The 19,257-nt window shown below is 38.4% G+C and carries 14 protein-coding genes; 13 read left to right on the plus strand and 1 reads right to left on the minus strand.

Annotation, left to right across the window (positions count from 1 at the left end):
- Position 1: 1 nt before the first annotated feature.
- The 13 genes from C7S20_RS06545 (at position 2) to C7S20_RS06605 (ending at position 18,100) form a co-directional block, all read left to right on the plus strand.
- Positions 2–2,221, plus strand: coding sequence for a patatin-like phospholipase family protein (locus C7S20_RS06545; protein WP_107011735.1), 2,220 nt, complete (start codon positions 2–4; stop codon positions 2,219–2,221).
- An 82-nt stretch (positions 2,222–2,303) separates the two neighbouring features.
- Positions 2,304–3,518: a sodium:proton exchanger gene (locus C7S20_RS06550; protein ID WP_107011736.1), complete on the plus strand. Its 1,215-nt coding sequence runs from the start codon at positions 2,304–2,306 to the stop codon at positions 3,516–3,518.
- 189 nt (positions 3,519–3,707) lie between these two features.
- Positions 3,708–4,874: a homogentisate 1,2-dioxygenase gene (locus C7S20_RS06555; protein ID WP_107011737.1), complete on the plus strand. Its 1,167-nt coding sequence runs from the start codon at positions 3,708–3,710 to the stop codon at positions 4,872–4,874.
- A gap of 63 nt (positions 4,875–4,937) precedes the next feature.
- Positions 4,938–5,300 carry a four helix bundle protein gene (locus tag C7S20_RS06560; protein WP_107011738.1) on the plus strand — a complete coding sequence of 121 codons (363 nt, stop codon included), beginning with the start codon at positions 4,938–4,940 and terminating at the stop codon, positions 5,298–5,300.
- 50 nt (positions 5,301–5,350) lie between these two features.
- Positions 5,351–6,493 (plus strand): 4-hydroxyphenylpyruvate dioxygenase, encoded by a 1,143-nt coding sequence (hppD, locus tag C7S20_RS06565; protein WP_107011739.1) that lies wholly within the window; start codon positions 5,351–5,353, stop codon positions 6,491–6,493.
- Between the two features lie 297 nt (positions 6,494–6,790).
- Positions 6,791–7,567 (plus strand): DUF3108 domain-containing protein, encoded by a 777-nt coding sequence (locus C7S20_RS06570; RefSeq protein WP_107011740.1) that lies wholly within the window; start codon positions 6,791–6,793, stop codon positions 7,565–7,567.
- A 1-nt stretch (position 7,568) separates the two neighbouring features.
- On the plus strand, positions 7,569–8,543 hold the full coding sequence (locus C7S20_RS06575) for a tryptophan 2,3-dioxygenase family protein (protein WP_107011741.1): 975 nt from the start codon (positions 7,569–7,571) through the stop codon (positions 8,541–8,543).
- The gene (locus tag C7S20_RS06580) at positions 8,540–9,775 is read left to right on the plus strand and encodes a peptidoglycan DD-metalloendopeptidase family protein (protein ID WP_193510796.1); all 1,236 of its coding nucleotides are present in this window, start codon (positions 8,540–8,542) and stop codon (positions 9,773–9,775) included. The genes C7S20_RS06575 and C7S20_RS06580 overlap by 4 nt, the downstream gene beginning before the upstream one ends.
- Entirely contained in the window at positions 9,776–11,407 is a 1,632-nt protein-coding gene (gene pgi, locus C7S20_RS06585; RefSeq protein WP_107011742.1) for a glucose-6-phosphate isomerase, read from the plus strand.
- A 186-nt stretch (positions 11,408–11,593) separates the two neighbouring features.
- Positions 11,594–14,170, plus strand: coding sequence for a TonB-dependent receptor (locus C7S20_RS06590; protein ID WP_107011743.1), 2,577 nt, complete (start codon positions 11,594–11,596; stop codon positions 14,168–14,170).
- 11 nt (positions 14,171–14,181) lie between these two features.
- Positions 14,182–15,891, plus strand: coding sequence for a hypothetical protein (locus C7S20_RS06595; protein ID WP_107011744.1), 1,710 nt, complete (start codon positions 14,182–14,184; stop codon positions 15,889–15,891).
- Between the two features lie 82 nt (positions 15,892–15,973).
- Positions 15,974–17,626, plus strand: coding sequence for an Ig-like domain-containing protein (locus C7S20_RS06600; protein ID WP_227009115.1), 1,653 nt, complete (start codon positions 15,974–15,976; stop codon positions 17,624–17,626).
- A 36-nt stretch (positions 17,627–17,662) separates the two neighbouring features.
- Complete coding sequence (locus C7S20_RS06605; protein ID WP_107011745.1) at positions 17,663–18,100, plus strand: hypothetical protein; 438 nt, start codon at positions 17,663–17,665, stop codon at positions 18,098–18,100.
- A 42-nt stretch (positions 18,101–18,142) separates the two neighbouring features.
- On the opposite strand, the gene C7S20_RS06610 is transcribed toward C7S20_RS06605, so the two are convergent.
- Entirely contained in the window at positions 18,143–19,210 is a 1,068-nt protein-coding gene (locus tag C7S20_RS06610; RefSeq protein ID WP_227009116.1) for an endonuclease/exonuclease/phosphatase family protein, read from the minus strand.
- Positions 19,211–19,257: the final 47 nt, after the last annotated feature.

Consider the following 19,257-nt stretch of genomic DNA (forward strand, 5'->3'; position numbering starts at 1 on the left):
AATGCGAAAATACCTGCTTTTGCTATTGCTTTTTACTGTCCTTTTGGGATTTTCACAAGAAAAGGATCCCAAGATCGGCTTGGTTTTGAGCGGAGGAGGGGCGAAAGGTCTCGCTCATATAGGAGTTCTAAAGGTACTCGAAGAGGCCGGTGTGCAAATAGATTATATAGGCGGAAGCAGTATGGGAGCTATCGTTGGTGGTTTGTACGCCGCGGGATATTCGGCAGATGAGCTGGATTCGATCTTTCATGCCACCAATTTCAATATACTTATTCAGGATGATCTTCCGCGAAGCGCCAAAACCTTCTATGAAAAAGAAGATACCGAAAAATATGCGCTCACACTTCCTTTTGACAATTTTAAAATTAATTTACCCAGCGGACTTTCAAAAGGGCAGAACATCTATAATTTAATGTCGCGCCTGACCATGCACGTCACCGAGGTGCATGATTTTGATAAGCTCCCCATTCCATTCTTTTGTACCGCTGCTAATGTGGAAACCGGTGAAGAAGTGATTCTCGACAGTGGTTCACTCGCTAAAGCAGTTTCGGCTAGTGGCGCTATTCCCAGTGTTTTCAGCCCGGTCAGGATTGACGATAAATTGCTGACAGATGGTGGCGTCGCCAACAACTATCCGGTGGAAGAACTTAGAAAACGCGGTGCTGATATTGTTATTGGCGTGGACGTTCAGGATAGCCTTGCGTCCCGGGAAAATTTGAAAAGTGTATTTGATATTCTTACCCAAATAAGCAATTTTCGTACGATCTCTGATATGAAGGATAAAATTCCGCTTACCGATATTTATATCAAGCCTGATATTTCTGAATTTTCCATACTTTCTTTTGATAAAGGAGAAGAGATCATAAAAGCCGGAGAAGAAGCCGCCCGAAAGAAAATGGAAGCTCTTAAAGCGGTTGCAGCTATTCAGGAAAAGGAAAAAAGAGAAGAGGTAGATAAAATTTCAGAATTCAACATTAGTGGATTGACCCTCGAAGGGAATAATGACTATCCCCGTTCTTATATCCTGGGGAAACTGAAGCTGAAATACAATCAGCCTTATGATTTTGACGATTTGAGTATCGGTATCAATAACCTTTCGGCAACAGGCAATTTCGACAAGATCAATTACCAGCTAATTCCAAACGAGAAAGAAGGTGATTATACGCTTGCCATGCAAATTGAAGAAAGTCCCAGCAAAACCTATCTGCGTTTAGGTTTACATTATGATGAACTTTATCATAGTGCGGCGCTCATAAATCTTACCCGTAAAAGTTTACTGCTCACCAATGATGTGATGTCGCTGGATTTGATCCTTGGGGACAAATTTCGATATAATTTTGACTATTATATAGACAAGGGATACTACTGGAGTATTGGGCTGAGCTCCAGGTATAATAATTTTGAACAGCCGGTGAGCTTTAATTTAGCCAAAGAAAATGCCGATCTCGAAAACCTTGGAGGGCTCAGGGAAATCCAGGTAGATTATAAAGATTTTACCAACCGCATCTATTTACAGACCCTTTTCAAGCAGGTTTTTTCTTTTGGGATTGGCGCCGAGCACAAATACCTCAAGATCACTTCTTCAACTATAGATGGAACTGGCTCTGAAAGTATCAATAATGTATTCGAAAACAGTCACTACTACAGCACATTTGGTTATTTAAAATACGATTCGCTTGATAATAAATACTTTCCCACAAAAGGAATTTTCTTTAACGGGGATTTTCATCTTTATTTATTTGCTCCTGAAAATCCCGATTTTTCTCAGTTCTCAATCGCCAAAGGAGAAGTTGGAGTGGTCCATAGTTTCTCTCCGAATTTCGTGGGTCGACTTTCTACTGAAACAGGTTTTAAGATAGGAAACGATAACATCAATGTACTGGACTTTTTCCTTGGAGGTTACGGGAACAATCTTATCAATAATTTTATTCCTTTCTATGGCTATGATTTTATCAGCCTTTCAGGTGATAGTTACATAAAGGCTTTGTTGGAGTTAGATTATGAGATCTTCCATAAGAACCATTTAATTGCAAGTGCCAATATTGCCAATGTAGAGAATAAATTATACAGTACCGGAAACTGGTTTAGCTGGCCCGATTATTCAGGATATGCATTGGGTTACGGGATTGACAGTTTTGTGGGTCCGCTGGAAGTGAAATACTCCTATTCGCCAGAGCTCAAAGAAAGTTTCTGGTTCTTTAGCCTAGGTTTCTGGTTTTAATTTTATTCTTAAATTTTTTTTAAGGCTTATTTTCTAAAAGACTGATTCCTATATCTTAATATTTTTTTAGGAATTTAGATCTATGAAGAAGCTTCTTTTTTACCTGGTTCCCTCTTTTCTGGCGGTATTAACCGCGATGCTAATAAGGTTTCTTAAAATTGAGCCATCTTCCTATGTACTGACTTCTGTTTATGGACTCGCATTTGTAGCCATTGGTTTTATGCTCACCTGGGCCGCAGAAGTGACAAAAAATTTTATATCTCATGGGATCACCGTGGCTATTCTTGGACTTATAGTAGTATTGCCCGAATATGCCGTGGATATTTACTATTCTTATATGGCGGGACTCCATCCGGAAGGGAAATATACGCAATTGGCCACTGCAAACATGACCGGTTCAAATAGATTGCTTATAGGAATTGGATGGTCGTTGATAGGGCTGCTTTATTGGATCCATAATAAAAAGAAAGCCGTGAAGCTAAAGAAGGCGAATTCGGTAGAATTGATTTTTCTTGCATTGGCCACTCTTTATTCATTCGTGATCATTCTGAAGAAAACCATCAGTTTACTGGATATGGGCGTTCTTTTCGGTCTTTATGCAGCCTATATCTACCGGCTTAACAAGTATAAAAAGGAAGAAGGGGAGGAAGAGGAAATTGGCCCCGCGAAAATTATTGTTGAGCAGTCTAAAAATAAACAAATTTGGATAATTATACTTTTAGGCATAACTGCAATAGCCGGATTGCTAAGCCTTGCCGAACCTTTTTCAGAATCCCTGGTAACAACCGGAAAAGCTTTGGGAATCAATCGGTATTTAATAGTGCAGTGGCTGGCCCCGATCGCCAGTGAATCTCCTGAGATAATAATTGCGATCATGTTCGTTATCAATGGTCGACCGGAAACTTCCCTGGGTACGCTTATCACTTCAAAAGTGAATCAGTGGACGCTTTTAATAGGAATGATCCCTTTGGCTTTTTCAATCGCTGCAGGAAAAATTGCCGCCTTGCCGCTTAGCGAGATGCAGGGGCAACAGTTATTTCTAACTTCAGCACAATCAGTTTTCGCAGTAAGTCTTATCTTAAACCGAAAACTTCACGTGAGGGATTCAATTATTTTGATGATCCTTTTTCTAACTCAACTGGTTCTTGGATTCATTTATCAACACGATAACGCGATGAGTTTAAAAATTTTGAATTATGGCTCCTGGGTTTACCTGGCCTTTGGAATTATTGCTATGGTAAAACATCAGAAAAGAATACTTCCCATTTTTAAAAAAGGTTTATGGAAATCGAATTAAAACGCAGGAAAAGAAAATTCTTTGTGTGTTAAAAATCACAAAAAAACCCCAGTCCATTTTTTAGCCTTGATTTAAGAATATTCCGCTTAAAAATCCTGATATTTGTAGTAATCGGAATAAAAGCCTGTTTTTTTCTTAAAAATTCAGGATTTTCTAAAAAAATCTGATCAAAATTAAAACTTAGCAATTATGCCTTTTTATCATAAACTTGGTAAAATTCCTCATAAGCGTCATACCATTTTCAAAAAACCTGACGGAAGCCTTTATTATGAGCAGCTTTTCGGGACCATAGGTTTTGACGGAATGTATTCAAACTTATATCATGAACATCGCCCCACTCAGGTAAAAGAGATCAAAGGGAGCTATGATGTTAAGCCTAAAATAGCCGTGGAAAACAACCTGAAATCATACCGTTTCAGAGGATTCCAGGTAACTCCGCATCCCGATTTCCTGAAGAGCAGAAAACCGGTTTTAACCAATGCCGATGTGGATATTGTCCTTGCTTCGCCTCAGGGATCAACTACCGATTATTTTTATAAAAATGCTGATAGTGACGAGCTGATCTTTATTCATAAAGGTTCCGGGAAATTGAGAACTAACCTCGGAAATCTTGATTTTAAATATGGCGACTATTTGCTCATTCCCAGAGGAACCATTTATAAGATCGATTTTGACGATGAAGATAACCGTTTGTTTATAGTCGAGTCGAGAAGGCCCATTTATACTCCGAAGAAATACCGAAACTGGTTTGGACAATTATTGGAACATTCTCCATTTTGCGAGCGTGATCTTCGTCAGCCTTACGAACTGGAAACAAATGACGAAAAAGGAGAATTTCTTATCAAGATCAAGAAACAGGGAGAGATATTTGATATGATCTATGCTACTCATCCTTTTGACGTGGTGGGCTACGACGGATATAATTATCCCTATGCCTTTTCAATTCACGATTTTGAACCGATTACGGGACGAATTCACCAGCCGCCACCGGTACATCAAACCTTTGAAACTGATGCCTTTGTGGTGTGCAGTTTTTGTCCGCGAAAATATGATTATCATCCTCAAAGTATTCCGGCGCCATACAGTCATAGCAATATAGACAGCGATGAGGTTTTATATTATGTAGATGGTGATTTTATGAGCCGAAACGATATCGAGGCCGGACATATTTCCCTTCATCCGGCAGGAATTCCACACGGTCCGCATCCCGGGGCAGTGGAGAGAAGCATCGGCCAGACCGAAACCGAAGAACTCGCAGTGATGGTAGATACTTTCAAACCCTTAAAGCTTACCGAAGATGCCATGGAAATAGCCGATGAAAGTTATCATAAATCCTGGCTGGAAGAGAATCATTGATCTGGTGATCCTATGATCAGATGATGAGATAATTAGATAATCAGAAAATTAGATTTTTAGAAAATGATAACTTTTAATGAACGTTATAAGGATAATCTTATTCTGATTAAAAGTTTCGAGTTCGCTAAAAAAATTATTGAATATGCAGAATTATTAAATGAGGAAAGGAAATTTATACTATCCAATCAGTTACTAAGGTCAGGAACATCAATAGGAGCAAATATCAAAGAAGCTCAAAATGGAGAAAGTAAGAAAGATTTCATTCATAAAATGAAAATTGCCATAAAAGAAGCCGATGAAACTGAATATTGGTTGTTTTTATGCAATGCTTCTTCGGGATATCCGAAATGCGATCATTTAATCACTGATTTGGAAGTAATAATTAAAATTTTAAATAAAATAATTGGTTCTTCAATGAGATCTTAAATTCCATTTTCTGATTTTCTCATTGACTAATCATCTAATTAAAAATTAAAATGACAACAGATAGCACATCCTTAAAACTAAAAAAAGTGGTACCCGATGCAGAAGATTTTCTGCCAATTCTCGGGACCGATTTTGTAGAACTTTATGTAGGTAATGCCAAGCAGGCCGCTTTTTATTACCAGCATGCCTGGGGTTTTCAGCCTGTTGCCTTTTCAGGGATGGAAACCGGAAATAAGAACAGCGTTTCCTATGTATTACAGCAGGGAAAAATAAGACTGGTGTTAACCTCTCCCTTAAAACCCGGTGGCGATATTAATCGCCATATAGATAAACATGGCGACGGGGTAAAATTCGTGGCGCTATGGGTCGATGATGCCCGAAAAAGCTACGAGGAAACCACAAAAAGAGGGGCTAAATCATATGCTGAACCTTATGTCATGGAAGACAAAAATGGTAAGGCCGTAATTTCCGGAATCCATACTTATGGAGAAACCATTCACCTGTTTGTGGAAAGAGGAGATTATAATGGGCCCTTTTTACCCGGTTACCGCGAATGGAAAACCAAAGCCAGTGCAGATGATACAGGTCTTCAGTATATAGACCATATGGTGGGAAATGTTGGCTGGAACGAGATGAATAAATGGGTAGATTTCTATGCCCGTGTAATGGGTTTTGCCCAGCTTGTCTCTTTTGACGATAAAGATATTTCTACCGATTATACTGCTTTGATGAGTAAGGTGATGAGTAACGGTAACGGAAGAATAAAATTTCCCATTAATGAACCGGCCGAAGGGAAAAAGAAATCACAAATTGAAGAGTATATAGATTTCTATAATGGAGCGGGAGTACAACATATTGCCCTGGCCACCGATAATATTATTGAAACAGTTTCGGCGCTTCGCGACAGAGGTGTTGAGTTTTTACATGTCCCTGAAACCTATTATGATGATCTGCTTGATCGGGTGGGTGAAATTGATGAAAAACTCGAACCATTAAAAGAACTCGGTGTGCTGGTAGACCGCGATGATGAAGGCTATTTGCTTCAAATATTTACAAAACCGGTTCTGGACAGGCCAACCATGTTCTTTGAGATTATTCAGCGTAAAGGCGCCCAATCTTTTGGGAAAGGGAACTTTAAAGCTCTTTTTGAGGCCATAGAAAGAGAGCAGGAATTGCGGGGAACATTAAATTAAATTTAAATAATTGCTGAAATTTAATTATGAATAATAAATTTCTGATAATCGCCTAATTTTTGCGTTAAAGTTGAAATTTGCATTGCGCAGAAGGTAGAAATATAGGAGTTTTGCATCCGCATTTTTGGAGTGGTTACCAGGAATGTAGAAATTTTTCATAATTTAAGTTTTAGTTGGTTAATAAGACAAAAATCCCCATCATTAATTTGGTGGGGGTTTTTGTTTTAATACTTTTGGAATAGTAATTGTAAAATAAATTTAAGTTCCTAAAATCTATTACTTCAGTTAATTAATGCTATGAAAAGACTGTTTACAATTACCTTCTTTACAATTTTTTTTACCGCCACTTCATTGTTTTCCCAGAAGGCTTTTAAAGATGGGGAGTGGTTTCGGTTTCGCATTCATTACGGCCTTTTCAATGCCAGCTACGCAACGCTTGAAGTGAATGAAACCAAGCTTGATAATGAACCGGTCTACCATGTGCAGGGACGGGGTAAATCTACAGGTTTACTTGGTCTTTTTTTTAAGGTAGAAGACGATTATCAAACTTTTATTGATAAAGAAACCGGCCTTCCGCATAAATTTATAAGAAATATTGACGAAGGCGGATATACCAAAAACCTGGTGATCGATTTTAACCATAATGCCGGGAGTGCCGAGGTTTTAAACCGAAAAACCAATAACATTAAAACATACAGCGTCCCGAAGAATGTACATGATATGTTATCGGCATTTTATTATATTCGCAACCAAATTGGAAATGATGAACTGGAGCCGGGGAAGGAAATTAGGTTAAATATGTTTATCGATGACGAAAACATGGATTTTAAACTGGTTTTCCTCGGAAGGGAAGTAATAAAGACGAAATTTGGGAAAGTGGCAAGTTTGAAATTCCGTCCTTATGTTATGGCAGGAAGGGTATTTAAGGAAAAAGAAAGTCTTACCTTTTGGGTGAGCGATGATAAAAATAAAATTCCGCTTAAAATAAAAGCCGATCTTGCCGTAGGTTCGCTCGATGCCGATCTGGATGCTTATAAAGGGCTTAAGAACCAGTTCCGGATTATAATGGATTGATATGGATATAAAGCCGGAAATCGCTGAACGCATTTTAAAACTAGAGGAAAAATTCCGCAATTCGGGCCAAGATATGGGCTCTTATTTAGACGGTCTTTTGTATGATCGCTACCTGTCGTACTGGGATTATATCAGCCTGGATACCTTGCTGAGCCTTCAGAAGACAAACACTCATTTTCCCGACGAAAAAATTTTCATTACCTATCACCAAATTACCGAACTTTATTTTAAGCTCATAATTCACGAGCAGAAACAGATCATTGAAAACCCCGATCTTACCGTTGATTTTTTTACGGAAAAGCTTCGAAGGATGAATCGTTATATTCGTATTCTCATCGATTCTTTTGATGTGATGATTAAAGGGATGGAGAGGGAACAATTCCTGAAATTCCGAATGGCGCTTTTGCCTGCCAGTGGATTTCAATCGGCACAATTTAGAATGATCGAATTTTATTCCACCCCCATGAAAAATTTGGTTTCGGCTGAAATTCGTGAAAATTTTTCAGAAGAAAGTGACCCGGAAGAACTTTACGAGCATATCTACTGGAAAAAAGGCGGGATCGATCTAAAAACCGGTGAAAAGACGCTTACATTAAAACAATTTGAATATCGGTACACGCCGCGGTTTTTGCGAATAGCTAATGAGGTGAAGAAAAAAACCATCTATCATCGCTACCTGTCTCTTACTGAAGAAGAACAGAATAATAAAGCGCTGAGAAAGGCTTTGAGAGATTTTGATGTGAATGTGAATATCAACTGGTTACTGATGCATATGGGAGCTGCATTCCGGTATTTGAATAAAGAGAAGGAAACCATAAAAGCGACCGGAGGTACTAACTGGAAAGAATTTTTACCGCCAGGTTTTCAAAAGATTTCATTTTTCCCGAATTTGTGGAGTGAAAAAGAACATTCAGAGTGGGGCAAAGAATGGGTTAAGAATACTTTTAATACTGAAAATCAAAAAGAAGAACATTGAAGAAATTAGGCACACTGTTATTAATGATGATGCTGGCATTTACTGCCTGTAAGAATGATGAAAAAGAACAGGCTGTAACCACCCCAAAAAAGGAAAAACTACCTTCGGTCGAAAAAGAATATGGCTTTATACTCAATAATTATGATGTAGTTCGGGATACCATCAAAAAAGGTGATTTCTTCGGCTCAATTATGGACAAAAATGGAGTTCAGCCCGGAAAAGTCTACGAAATTGTTGAAAAAGTAAAAGATAGTTTTAATCCAGCCAGGATCACGGCTGGTAAAAAATATATGATCCTCCGGGCGAAAGACTCTGCAAAAACCCCCAAATTTTTTATTTACGAGAATAATAAAATTGACTATACCGTATTAGCTCTGGACGATAGTATATATGTTGCTTCCAGAAAACGTCCTGTTACTATCAAAAAAAGGGAGATTTCTGGAGTGGTGACCTCTTCACTTTCCGAAGCTATGCAGGAGCAGGGACTTAGCAACCTTCTGGTCTATGAACTTTCAAATATTTACCAGTGGAGCATTGATTTCTTTAAACTTCAAAAGGGAGATCAGTTTAAAATGGTTTATCACGAAAAATATATTGATGATACTATTTTTGCCGGAATTGAAAAAGTTGATGCCGCAGTTTTCAAACATTCAGGGAAACCTTTTTATGCCTTCAGGTATATGGCTGACACGGTTACTAAAAAACCCAGTTTTTATGATGATGAGGCAAAGGCGCTTCAGAGTTTTTTCCTGAAAGCTCCGCTTAATTATACACGCATCTCTTCAAGGTACACGAAGAGACGTTTTCATCCTGTTCAGAAAAGATGGAAAGCACATTTAGGAACCGATTACGCAGCGCCTACAGGAACGCCTATCATGAGTACGGCTAACGGAACAGTGATCGCCTCCAGTTATACTTCCGGAAACGGAAATTATGTAAAAGTACGTCATAACAGTAAATATACCACCCAATATTTGCATATGAGCAAAAGGGCTGTAAAAAAAGGAGAGTATGTAAGGCAGGGGCAGGTCATTGGGTATGTTGGAAGTACCGGGCTGGCTACAGGCCCTCATGTGTGCTATCGTTTCTGGGTAAATGGTGTACAGAGGGATCCATACCGACAGGATCTTCCTTCAGCTAAAAAAATAGAAGATTCGCTTAAAGATGAATACTTCGCCCATATCAAACCCTTAAAAGAAGAATTAGACGAAATTCCATATAAACATTTCTAAATGCAAAATATTAATCCTACGCAAACGACCGCCTGGAAGAAGTTAAGAGAACATTTTAAATCGAATGAAGCTGTGCAAATGCGTGATCTTTTTAAAGAAGATCCTGAAAGGGCTGAAAAGTTCAGCATTGCATGGGAGGATTTTTATCTCGATTTCAGCAAGAACAGGATAACCGAAGATACGCGTGCACTCCTGCTCGAACTTGCTGAAGAATGTAAATTAAAAGAAGCGATTGAAAGCTATTTTACAGGCGAAGCCATTAATAAGACTGAAAACAGGCCTGTACTGCACACAGCACTTCGCGCTGCAAAATCTGCTGAAATAGATGCTGAAGGAGAAAATGTAGTTCCTGAGGTTCAGGAAGTGCTTCAGCGAATGAAAGAGTTTAGTGATGATGTAATTAGCGGCGACAGAAAAGGATATACAGGAAAAGCCTTTACCGATGTGGTGAATATCGGGATTGGAGGTTCAGATCTTGGGCCGGTAATGGTAACTCATAGTCTCCGATTTTATAAAAATCATTTGAAGATGCATTTCATCTCGAATGTCGATGGGGATCATGTTCATGAAACTCTTGAAAACCTCAATCCTGAAACAACTTTATTTCTGGTGGTTTCCAAAACCTTTACCACTATGGAAACCCTTAGCAATGCTACCACTGCACGCGAATGGTTCAAAAGATCGGCGCCAAAAGAAGAGGTTTCCAAACATTTTGTTGCCGTTTCTACCAGTTTAGAAAGGGTGGAGGAATTTGGTATGGACCCTAAAAATGTTTTCCCGATGTGGGATTGGGTTGGAGGTCGTTTTTCATTGTGGAGCGCCGTTGGACTTTCTATCTGCCTGGGAATTGGTTATGATAATTTTGAGGCTTTACTACGTGGAGCCGGAAAAATGGATAAGCATTTCAGAAATACCCGTTTTGAAGAAAATATGCCGGTGCATCTGGCAATGATCAGTATCTGGTACAATAATTTCTTTAAAGCCGAAACCGAGGCCGTAATTCCTTATAGCCAATATTTAGAATTATTCCCAACCTATTTGCAGCAAGCCATAATGGAGAGCAATGGGAAAAGTACCGATAGGAATGGCAATAAGGTTGATTACCAAACGGGAACGATAATTTGGGGAGAACCCGGAACAAATTCGCAGCATGCCTTTTTTCAGCTGATACACCAGGGAACCAAACTTATTCCTGCTGACTTCATCGGGTTCAAAAGATCATTGTTTGGAGATAAGGATCATCAGGATAAGCTAATGGCCAATTTCTTTGCTCAGACTGAAGCTCTGATGAATGGGAAAACTTCGGAAGAAGTAGAAGAAGAACTGAAATTTAAAAAGTTATCGCAGGACGAAATTGAGAGGCTGAAAGCTTTCAAAATATTTGATGGAAATAAGCCCACCAATACCTTACTGGTTGAGAAATTAACTCCGGAAAGCCTGGGCAAATTGATCGCTTTATACGAGCATAAGATCTTTGTGCAGGGAGTGATCTGGAATATTTTCAGTTACGACCAGTGGGGCGTGGAATTAGGTAAGCAACTGGCAAGCAAAATCCTTGCGGATTTCGCAAGTAAAAATGTTGAAAATCATGATTCTTCTACTAAAACTTTACTGGAGTTGTATTTAAAGTAATTAACAAAATTTGTTAAAAACCTGTTAGTAGTTTTAAAGTGCCTGTAATCAGGCACTTTCTTTTTTTTGATAGCTTTGGAATGGCAAATTGTTAAAGTTAAAAATCTTAACATTTGGATAAACTCAGATGTTGGGGAAAACACTTTTTTTGCCACGAAAATTTAATCAAACACAAACTATTAAAACATGAGGAAATTATTACTGTTAGCGATGTTTCTTGCATCTGCTACCATTTTTGCTCAAGGGACGGTTACCGGAACGGTAATCGATTCTGGATTAGACAGCCCTCTTCCCGGCGCCAACGTTAAAGTGGTAGGCACGAATACTGGTGCGATAACCGATTTTGACGGAAAATTTAGTCTGAATGTAAATCAAGTTTCAGGCAAAATTGAAATCAGTTTTGTTGGATACAAAACCAAAACAATAGATTTTTCTGTAAGCGGAGGTACGCAGGACCTTGGCAAAATTATGTTGGATCCCGATGCGGGAGCTTTGGATGAGATCCTTGTTACAGCATACTCGCTTGCGATTGATAGGAAAACCCCAGTGGCGGTTTCTAATATTAAAGCCAGTGATATCGCTCTTAAATTAGGAACCCAGGAATTTCCCGAAATTTTAAAAACAACTCCGGGAATTTATGCTACAAGACAGGGAGGTGGTTATGGAGATTCCCGAGTAAACATTCGAGGTTTTGAATCTGAAAACGTTGCGGTTTTGATCAATGGGATTCCTGTAAACGATATGGAAAACGGTGCAGTTTATTGGAGTAACTGGGCTGGATTGGGTGATGTAACTTCAAGGATGCAGGTTCAAAGAGGATTAGGTGCTTCTAAAGTTGCTGTTCCTTCTATTGGAGGAACAATTAATATCGTTACTAAATCTACAGATGCTGAAGAAGGAGGAAATGTAAGTGCTGCAATTGGTAACGATGGGTATTTTAAATACGGAATGACTTATTCAACCGGCCTTTCTGATAATGGATTTGCTGCAACTGTTTCAGCTTCTAAAATCCAGGGAGATGGTTATGTAGACGGGACTGAGTTTGAGGGATATAATTATTTTGTAAACTTATCAAAAGAAATAAATTCCAATCATACCATTGCTTTTAATGCATTTGGAGCACAACAGGAGCATGGCCAGCACTATACTCGTCAAACCATTGAGGAGTATAAAAGAACCGAAGCCGGGCCAAAAAGATTTAATGCCGACTGGGGTTATAAAAATGGACAGGTTTATCATACCTCTTATAACTTCTATCATAAACCTCAAATGTCTTTAAACCATTATTGGAGAGTAAATGAAAAAACCGATATCTCTACTGCACTATATGCATCCTTTGGCTCTGGAGGTGGAAGAAGAACACGTGGGGATAAATTGGGAAGTGATGAATATAGATTAGGAGGTTTTGATCAGCCCATAGATTTTGATAAAATTGTTGATGAAAATATTGCAAGAAGCCCACTTGGCGCTTCAGATATGATATATGCATCTTTTAATTCCCATCAGTGGTATGGGATTTTATCCACTTTTAAAAACCGTACCTCCAATAAACTAACTCTTTCAGGAGGTATAGACGGCAGATATTATGTTGGTTCCCACTGGTATGAGATTACCGATTTGCTTGGTGGTGATTACTGGCTAAACGAATCTTCAAGTGATCTCAATGGAGGTCAGGCCTTAGGAGTTGGTGATAAATTTGGAAAGGATTATGACGGCACGGTTCTTAGAGGTGGTTTATTTGGTCAGGCAGAATATGATGTGAACGAAGATCTAAATGTATTTGTAGCCGCTGATATTTCCAATACTACCTATAGTGTAGAAAACTTTATGAAATATGCACCTGGTGATCCTGAAAGAAAATCTGATAAGGTTGACTTTCTGGGCTATGGAATTAAAGGGGGAGCCAATTACAATTTAAGTAACCGCAGCAATATTTTTGCTAACGTGGGATATTTCTCAAAAGCTCCGTTTTTGAACAATGTATTTTTAAATACCACTGGTTCTACAGAGGCCAATAAAGATGCCCAGAATGAGAAAGTATTTAGTGCTGAAATTGGATACGGGTTTAGAAATTCCAATTTAAAAGCTGACATCAATGTTTATCGCACCACATGGATCGATAAAGCAATCACCGGAAGCTATTCAAATCCAACAAATCGTGATGTTAGACTTTTTTATAATATCTTAGGAGTAAATGCATTACACCAGGGAGTTGAATTAAACTTCTCGTATAATCTAACAAACGATTTCAAATTTAGTGGAATGTTATCTCTTGGAGATTGGACCTGGACCAATAATGTTTCGGCAATTCTTAAAGATGAGAATGGCGAGCCCCTTTATTTAGATCCTGGAACAAAAACCCAGCCAATGACTGTAGATGTATATTCTGAAGGACTTAAAGTTGGGGATGCAGCTCAAACTACTTTCGCTTTAGGTGCTAGTTATAAATTTGCTGAGACCTCTACTATTTATGTAGATTATAATTACGCGGGTGATATGTATGCTTCTTACTATGTTAGTGGAAGAACTGAACCTGGTTTAGGAAATACCTGGAAAGCGCCTGCTTATGGCCTGTTAGATCTTGGTATTAGACATGATTTCGATTTTGGACCCTTTGATGCCTCATTATATGGAAGGATCAATAATGCCCTTAACACTGAATATGTTTCTGATGCTAATGACCAGGGAAATGGGTTTCATAATGCACTGGTGTATTATGGACCAGGAAGAACTTACAGCGTAAGTCTTAAACTTAAATTTTAAAAAAATAGATAATGAAAAAGTTATTAATTTTAATAGGAGTAGTCGGGCTATTATCCGCAGTAGGATGTAATCCTATGGATGATATCTATGATGAAATCGATACTTCATTGAAAGTTGAAGGGACGGTAGATTATACTTTAACCGATGATGATTATTCAAGTCTGGATCTTTCCCACAGTAATTTTAGCTCAATAGATGAAGCAAAGGCACTAATTCCCGCCTTATTAAAGAAAAAGTATCCGGCTTTCACCGCGAATTCATTGGCCAAAGTTACCTTTAACATTTATGATCCTATCTCTATAAAAGAGTATACTGTAACCGATTCTGATTATAATGAAGCAGGTCTTTCTACGGATTATGTAACTGAAATTTCTGATATTCAGGATATTCTTAAATTTAAATATCCCCAGGCAAAGGAAGGAGATTATGTAAAGTTGACATATAATGCTATAGCTACTCCTATCCAGGATACCCTTACAAATGATGATTATGATTTGATTGGAACTGAATTGGCAAGTCAATATTCGGATGCCGCATCTAGTGCTGCATACAACAATGATTTCGATAAAAGAACAGGTAAAAGTTCTTATTGGACAGATGATATGATTGCAGAAGCCATTCTTGTCGTTTTAAACGATCGAATTGATGATGCCTCCGAAGGGGAGTTATATGCTGTTACCTATGACACTTTTAATGATAATTATGAGCATGTCTTCCAAACGATGACCTTTAGGTATGACGGAAATGAATTCAGCAAATTTAATTCCACCCCAGATGGTGAATATTATCAATATACTCAAAGCGATTATTCGTTGGTCGCTACAGAGCTTGCTGATGAATATCCCACAGCAGCATCTAATCTTGCTGACCATGGAAATTTTTATCGAAAATACACAGATAATAGTAGTTACTGGACTGATGAAATGCTGATAGATGCTGCTAGTGTGGTTCTAAATGAACATTTTCCAGATGCAGCAGATGGGAAAGTTTTTGAAATTGAATTTGATACTTACGGTGCTTCTAATACCGAAACTTTAACGCTTGTGAAAAATGGCAATTCTTATGAGCCTGCAACCTCCATTTCTATTACTGAAGAAACGAATGTATTTGCCTACACCAACGGAACCTGGAATGAACCTCTTACTTTAGAAAAACAGGATTATTATGATATGGGCTTAAATTATCCAGATTTTGATAATATGGATGATGCGGCTTATAAAATTGGGATTTTCTTAAATAAAAAATATCCTTATGCAGAGCCTGGTGATATGGTAGCGGTAGCTTTTGATTATTATTCTGGAGGATTAAGAACGCGGTATGCTAACTTTATATTTGAAGACGGAGCATTCCAGTACATTCCTGCTGTTAAAGAAAAATCACTGCAATTTGGTTATGATGGTAGTACCTGGGTGCCAGATAACACTATTCAATATACATTTACCACAGCAGATTATAATTTTGTTGCAGTTGAATTAAAAGATGTTTATCCAGATGCGGCATCAAATTTATTATCTTTCGGCAACTTTAATAGAACCGGGGGCAGTACAAGTTGGAATGATGAAATGATGCTTGATGCTATAAATGTAGTTCTTGATAATCTGGATCCCGGTGCAGAAGTGGGACAGAAATATCAGGTAAGTTATACTATTTATGCTGGAGGTTACTCTATCGAAACCAAGAGTGTTATTAAAGCTGAAGATGGAACCTGGGTTTATAATTAATACCCTGTTCTATTGAAATTATACAAAACCTCCTGTATTTTTACAGGAGGTTTTATTTTCTCATAATTAATATTTTGGAGGTATGAAAAAAGGAATGGTAAAAGGATTTTTAGTCGCTTTTCAATTATTATTTTTTTTAATGGCTTGCAGTAGCGAGGATACTCCAGGCCAACCTAAGCCAACCCCGGATCCAGATCCAGTTGCAAAAGCCGATAAACTTAGTGCTGTTGAAAATGAAGAATATACATTTCAATCATCCATCCTTTTGGAAAACGATGAAATAGTAGACAATGCGCGCATTAAAGATTTTGATAATGAGACTACCGCAGGTGGCTCAATTACCGATAATCGTGATGGAACTTACACGTATACTCCTCCTGCAGATTTTAAAGGTGATGATACTTTTGATTATACACTATGTGTACCTGGAGATTCTAATCGTTGCTCTACTGCTACCGTGACTATTAGTGTTGGCGATGCAGGTGATCCAGTGGCGATTGATGATTCCTATCAAATTAATGAAAATGAGAGCTATACTATCAGGAATTACCTTAATAATGATGATCTTAAAGATAACGCAACGGTAACTGATGTATTGAGCGAAAGCGGAAATGCCACTGTTACACTTCAAGAAGACGGCTCAATTAGATATGTTCCTAATGAGCATTTTTCTGGAGAAGACACTTTCACTTACACGATCTGCGACGATGATGAAACTCCAAATTGTTCAACAGCCACTATTACTATGACCGTGGTTGATGAAGGTTCTCCAAAAGCTGAAGATGATTCTGTAATTATTGCCTCTGGAACTACTGAGACAACTTTTAAAAATCTTTTAGACAACGATGATCTTATTGATGATGCTGTGATCACTTCGGTAGAATCGACAGGAAATGGCACCGCTACTCTTAATGAAGACGGGACTGTCACCTTTGAGCCTCAGGCAGGTTTTTCTGGCGATGACACCTTTACGTACACAATTTGTGACGATGATGTAGATCAATTTTGTTCTACTGCTACGGTTACAGTTTCGGTTGTTGAATCATACGGATTTAATATTCCGGCAGATCTGGAATATTATTATGGAGATGCGATATTTGCTAAGGGGGGAGGTACGATCGCTTATCAACTACTTTCAGATTTCACCAACGCTATGCATACCACCCATCTGGAATATACCGATCGTCATGACTATTTATATGATGCTGATGCCGATCCTGCTGATCCAAGTAAGGTTATCTTAATGTACTCTGGCGAAAGCAGACCAGACGATCAATATCAATTGCATGAACCACCTCTCAGGGGAGAAACTTTTAATACAGAACATATCTATCCACAGTCCAAATTAGATCATGATGAGGCTGCAAATGATTTGCATCACATGCGGGTGGCCGATATAGATGTAAATTCCGAAAGGTCTTATTATCCTTTTACCGACGGTACCGGTACTTATAAATTAGTAGATGGGAACAAATGGTTTCCCGGTGACGACTGGCGTGGAGATGTTGCCCGAATGGTAATGTATGTAAATCTGGCTTATGGCGATAGTTTTGATGAAGTAGGCTCGAAAGATCTATTTCTTAAATGGAACCGTGAAGATCCTGTTTCAGAATTCGAAATTCAGCGAAATAATGTGATTGAAGGCGCCCAGGGGAATCGAAACCCTTTTATTGATAATCCTTACCTGGCAACATTAATTTGGGGAGGAGAACCCGCTCAAAATCGTTGGCAATAAATTGTTTTGTATTTTAGCAATCCTAAATAATAATTTATGTACCAAACAGTTCAATTTATACATTCCTGGTGGGCGTATATAGTGCTTTTCATGATCCTGATCGCGAGTTTCAACGCCATTATTGGCTTTGCTCTGAATAAGGAGTATTCAGCCACTAATTTCAGGATTGCCCTTTTTACGCTTATCGTAACCCATATTCAGTTGCTGATTGGGATCGTGCTTTATTTCAGCGCTCCTTATTTCAAAATGTGGGGCGAAGAAGGTGTAGGAGGTGTGATGGCCGATTCCACGCTGCGTTTATACAATGTGGAGCATCCTTTTATGATGATCGTTGCCGTTATCCTCATAACGATGGGATATTCCAAACATAAAAAGAAACTTACTTCTAAACCTAAATTTAAAACCCTCGCTATTTACTATGGGCTGGCACTGGTAGTGGTCCTTTCCAGGATTCCCTGGAGCGCATGGTTTTAAAATGAAATATTTATAAAGTCCGGTTTTTCTGCCGGACTTTTTTTATTCTGAAGGTCTTATCAAATAGATATATGCCGGAAAGTGATCACTATACCCGCCTTCATAGCCAGCATAGCCATATGTCCTAAAGGGATAGCCTTTGAATTGTCCGTTTTGGGTGATCAAATATGGTTTGTTGAAAATCCCGGCTTTATAAAAAGTATATCCATGATCAGAAGTTATCAGATTTGAAGACATATAGATCTGGTCGAACAAATTCCAACTGTCGCGATAGGCAAGACTGCCTTTCCCCTCTTTAAGCATATTTTCCATTGGGTTGTATAGGTCTGTGACAGATAAATCTTTTTTTGAAGCCTTCGTTTGGAGTACTCTTTTAAAGCTTTTACTGGTAGGATCGTCATTGAAATCACCCATTGCGATGATCTTCGCCTTTGGATTGATATTCCGCAGCGAATCAATGATACGTTTGTTCAGGGCCGCTGCTTTTTCTCTTTTATAGGAACTTTTTAATTCTCCGCCTCCCCTGGAGGGCCAGTGATTGATGATCAAATTTATTTCTTCATCGTTCAGTAAACCTGTAACTACCAACTGGTCGCGGGTATAATCCCTTTTTGAAGGCTGATCAGGTTCATAGATCACCAGTTTTCTAGGCTGTGAACTCAAAACCCTAAAATACCTTTTTTGGAATAGTAAAGCCACATCGATTCCTCTTTCATCGGGTGAGTCGTAATGAACAATCCCGTAATGAAAAGGAGCAAGCTTTTCATCTGCCACCAGATCTTCCAGCACCTGCCGGTTTTCAATCTCACAAACTCCAATAAGCACAGGGGGTTTGGAATTTTGATCCCTGCCGATATCAGCGAGGACCCGGCTCATATTTTCAAGTTTTCGCCTGTATTTTTCCCCATTCCAAACATCTTTTCCCAAAGGTGTACGATCGTCATCGAAGGTTTCAGGATTATTTATGGTATCAAATAAATTTTCCAGGTTATAAAAAGCGATAGTTTCGATCTCAAAACTCTTTTTTTCCTGCGAATAAAAATGGAACCATAAAAAAATTATTATTGAAAATATCCTGAATTTACTGAGCTTTATAATTTTAACGTTCACGTATAAAAAATTATTTTCAAAATTTTAAATTACTGAATTTAAGTTTG

This window comes from Christiangramia fulva (assembly GCF_003024155.1).
Lineage (GTDB): Bacteria > Bacteroidota > Bacteroidia > Flavobacteriales > Flavobacteriaceae > Christiangramia > Christiangramia fulva.

Excerpts from the sequence above, each read along its gene's own strand:
- C7S20_RS06545 (WP_107011735.1), top strand. The coding sequence starts at position 2 with ATGCGAAAATACCTGCTTTTGCTATTGCTTTTTACTGTCCTTTTGGGA.
- C7S20_RS06550 (WP_107011736.1), top strand. The coding sequence starts at position 2,304 with ATGAAGAAGCTTCTTTTTTACCTGGTTCCCTCTTTTCTGGCGGTATTA.
- C7S20_RS06555 (WP_107011737.1), top strand. The coding sequence starts at position 3,708 with ATGCCTTTTTATCATAAACTTGGTAAAATTCCTCATAAGCGTCATACC.
- C7S20_RS06560 (WP_107011738.1), top strand. The coding sequence starts at position 4,938 with ATGATAACTTTTAATGAACGTTATAAGGATAATCTTATTCTGATTAAA.
- hppD (WP_107011739.1), top strand. The coding sequence starts at position 5,351 with ATGACAACAGATAGCACATCCTTAAAACTAAAAAAAGTGGTACCCGAT.
- C7S20_RS06570 (WP_107011740.1), top strand. The coding sequence starts at position 6,791 with ATGAAAAGACTGTTTACAATTACCTTCTTTACAATTTTTTTTACCGCC.
- C7S20_RS06575 (WP_107011741.1), top strand. The coding sequence starts at position 7,569 with ATGGATATAAAGCCGGAAATCGCTGAACGCATTTTAAAACTAGAGGAA.
- pgi (WP_107011742.1), top strand. The coding sequence starts at position 9,776 with ATGCAAAATATTAATCCTACGCAAACGACCGCCTGGAAGAAGTTAAGA.
- C7S20_RS06590 (WP_107011743.1), top strand. The coding sequence starts at position 11,594 with ATGAGGAAATTATTACTGTTAGCGATGTTTCTTGCATCTGCTACCATT.
- C7S20_RS06595 (WP_107011744.1), top strand. The coding sequence starts at position 14,182 with ATGAAAAAGTTATTAATTTTAATAGGAGTAGTCGGGCTATTATCCGCA.
- C7S20_RS06600 (WP_227009115.1), top strand. The coding sequence starts at position 15,974 with ATGAAAAAAGGAATGGTAAAAGGATTTTTAGTCGCTTTTCAATTATTA.
- C7S20_RS06605 (WP_107011745.1), top strand. The coding sequence starts at position 17,663 with ATGTACCAAACAGTTCAATTTATACATTCCTGGTGGGCGTATATAGTG.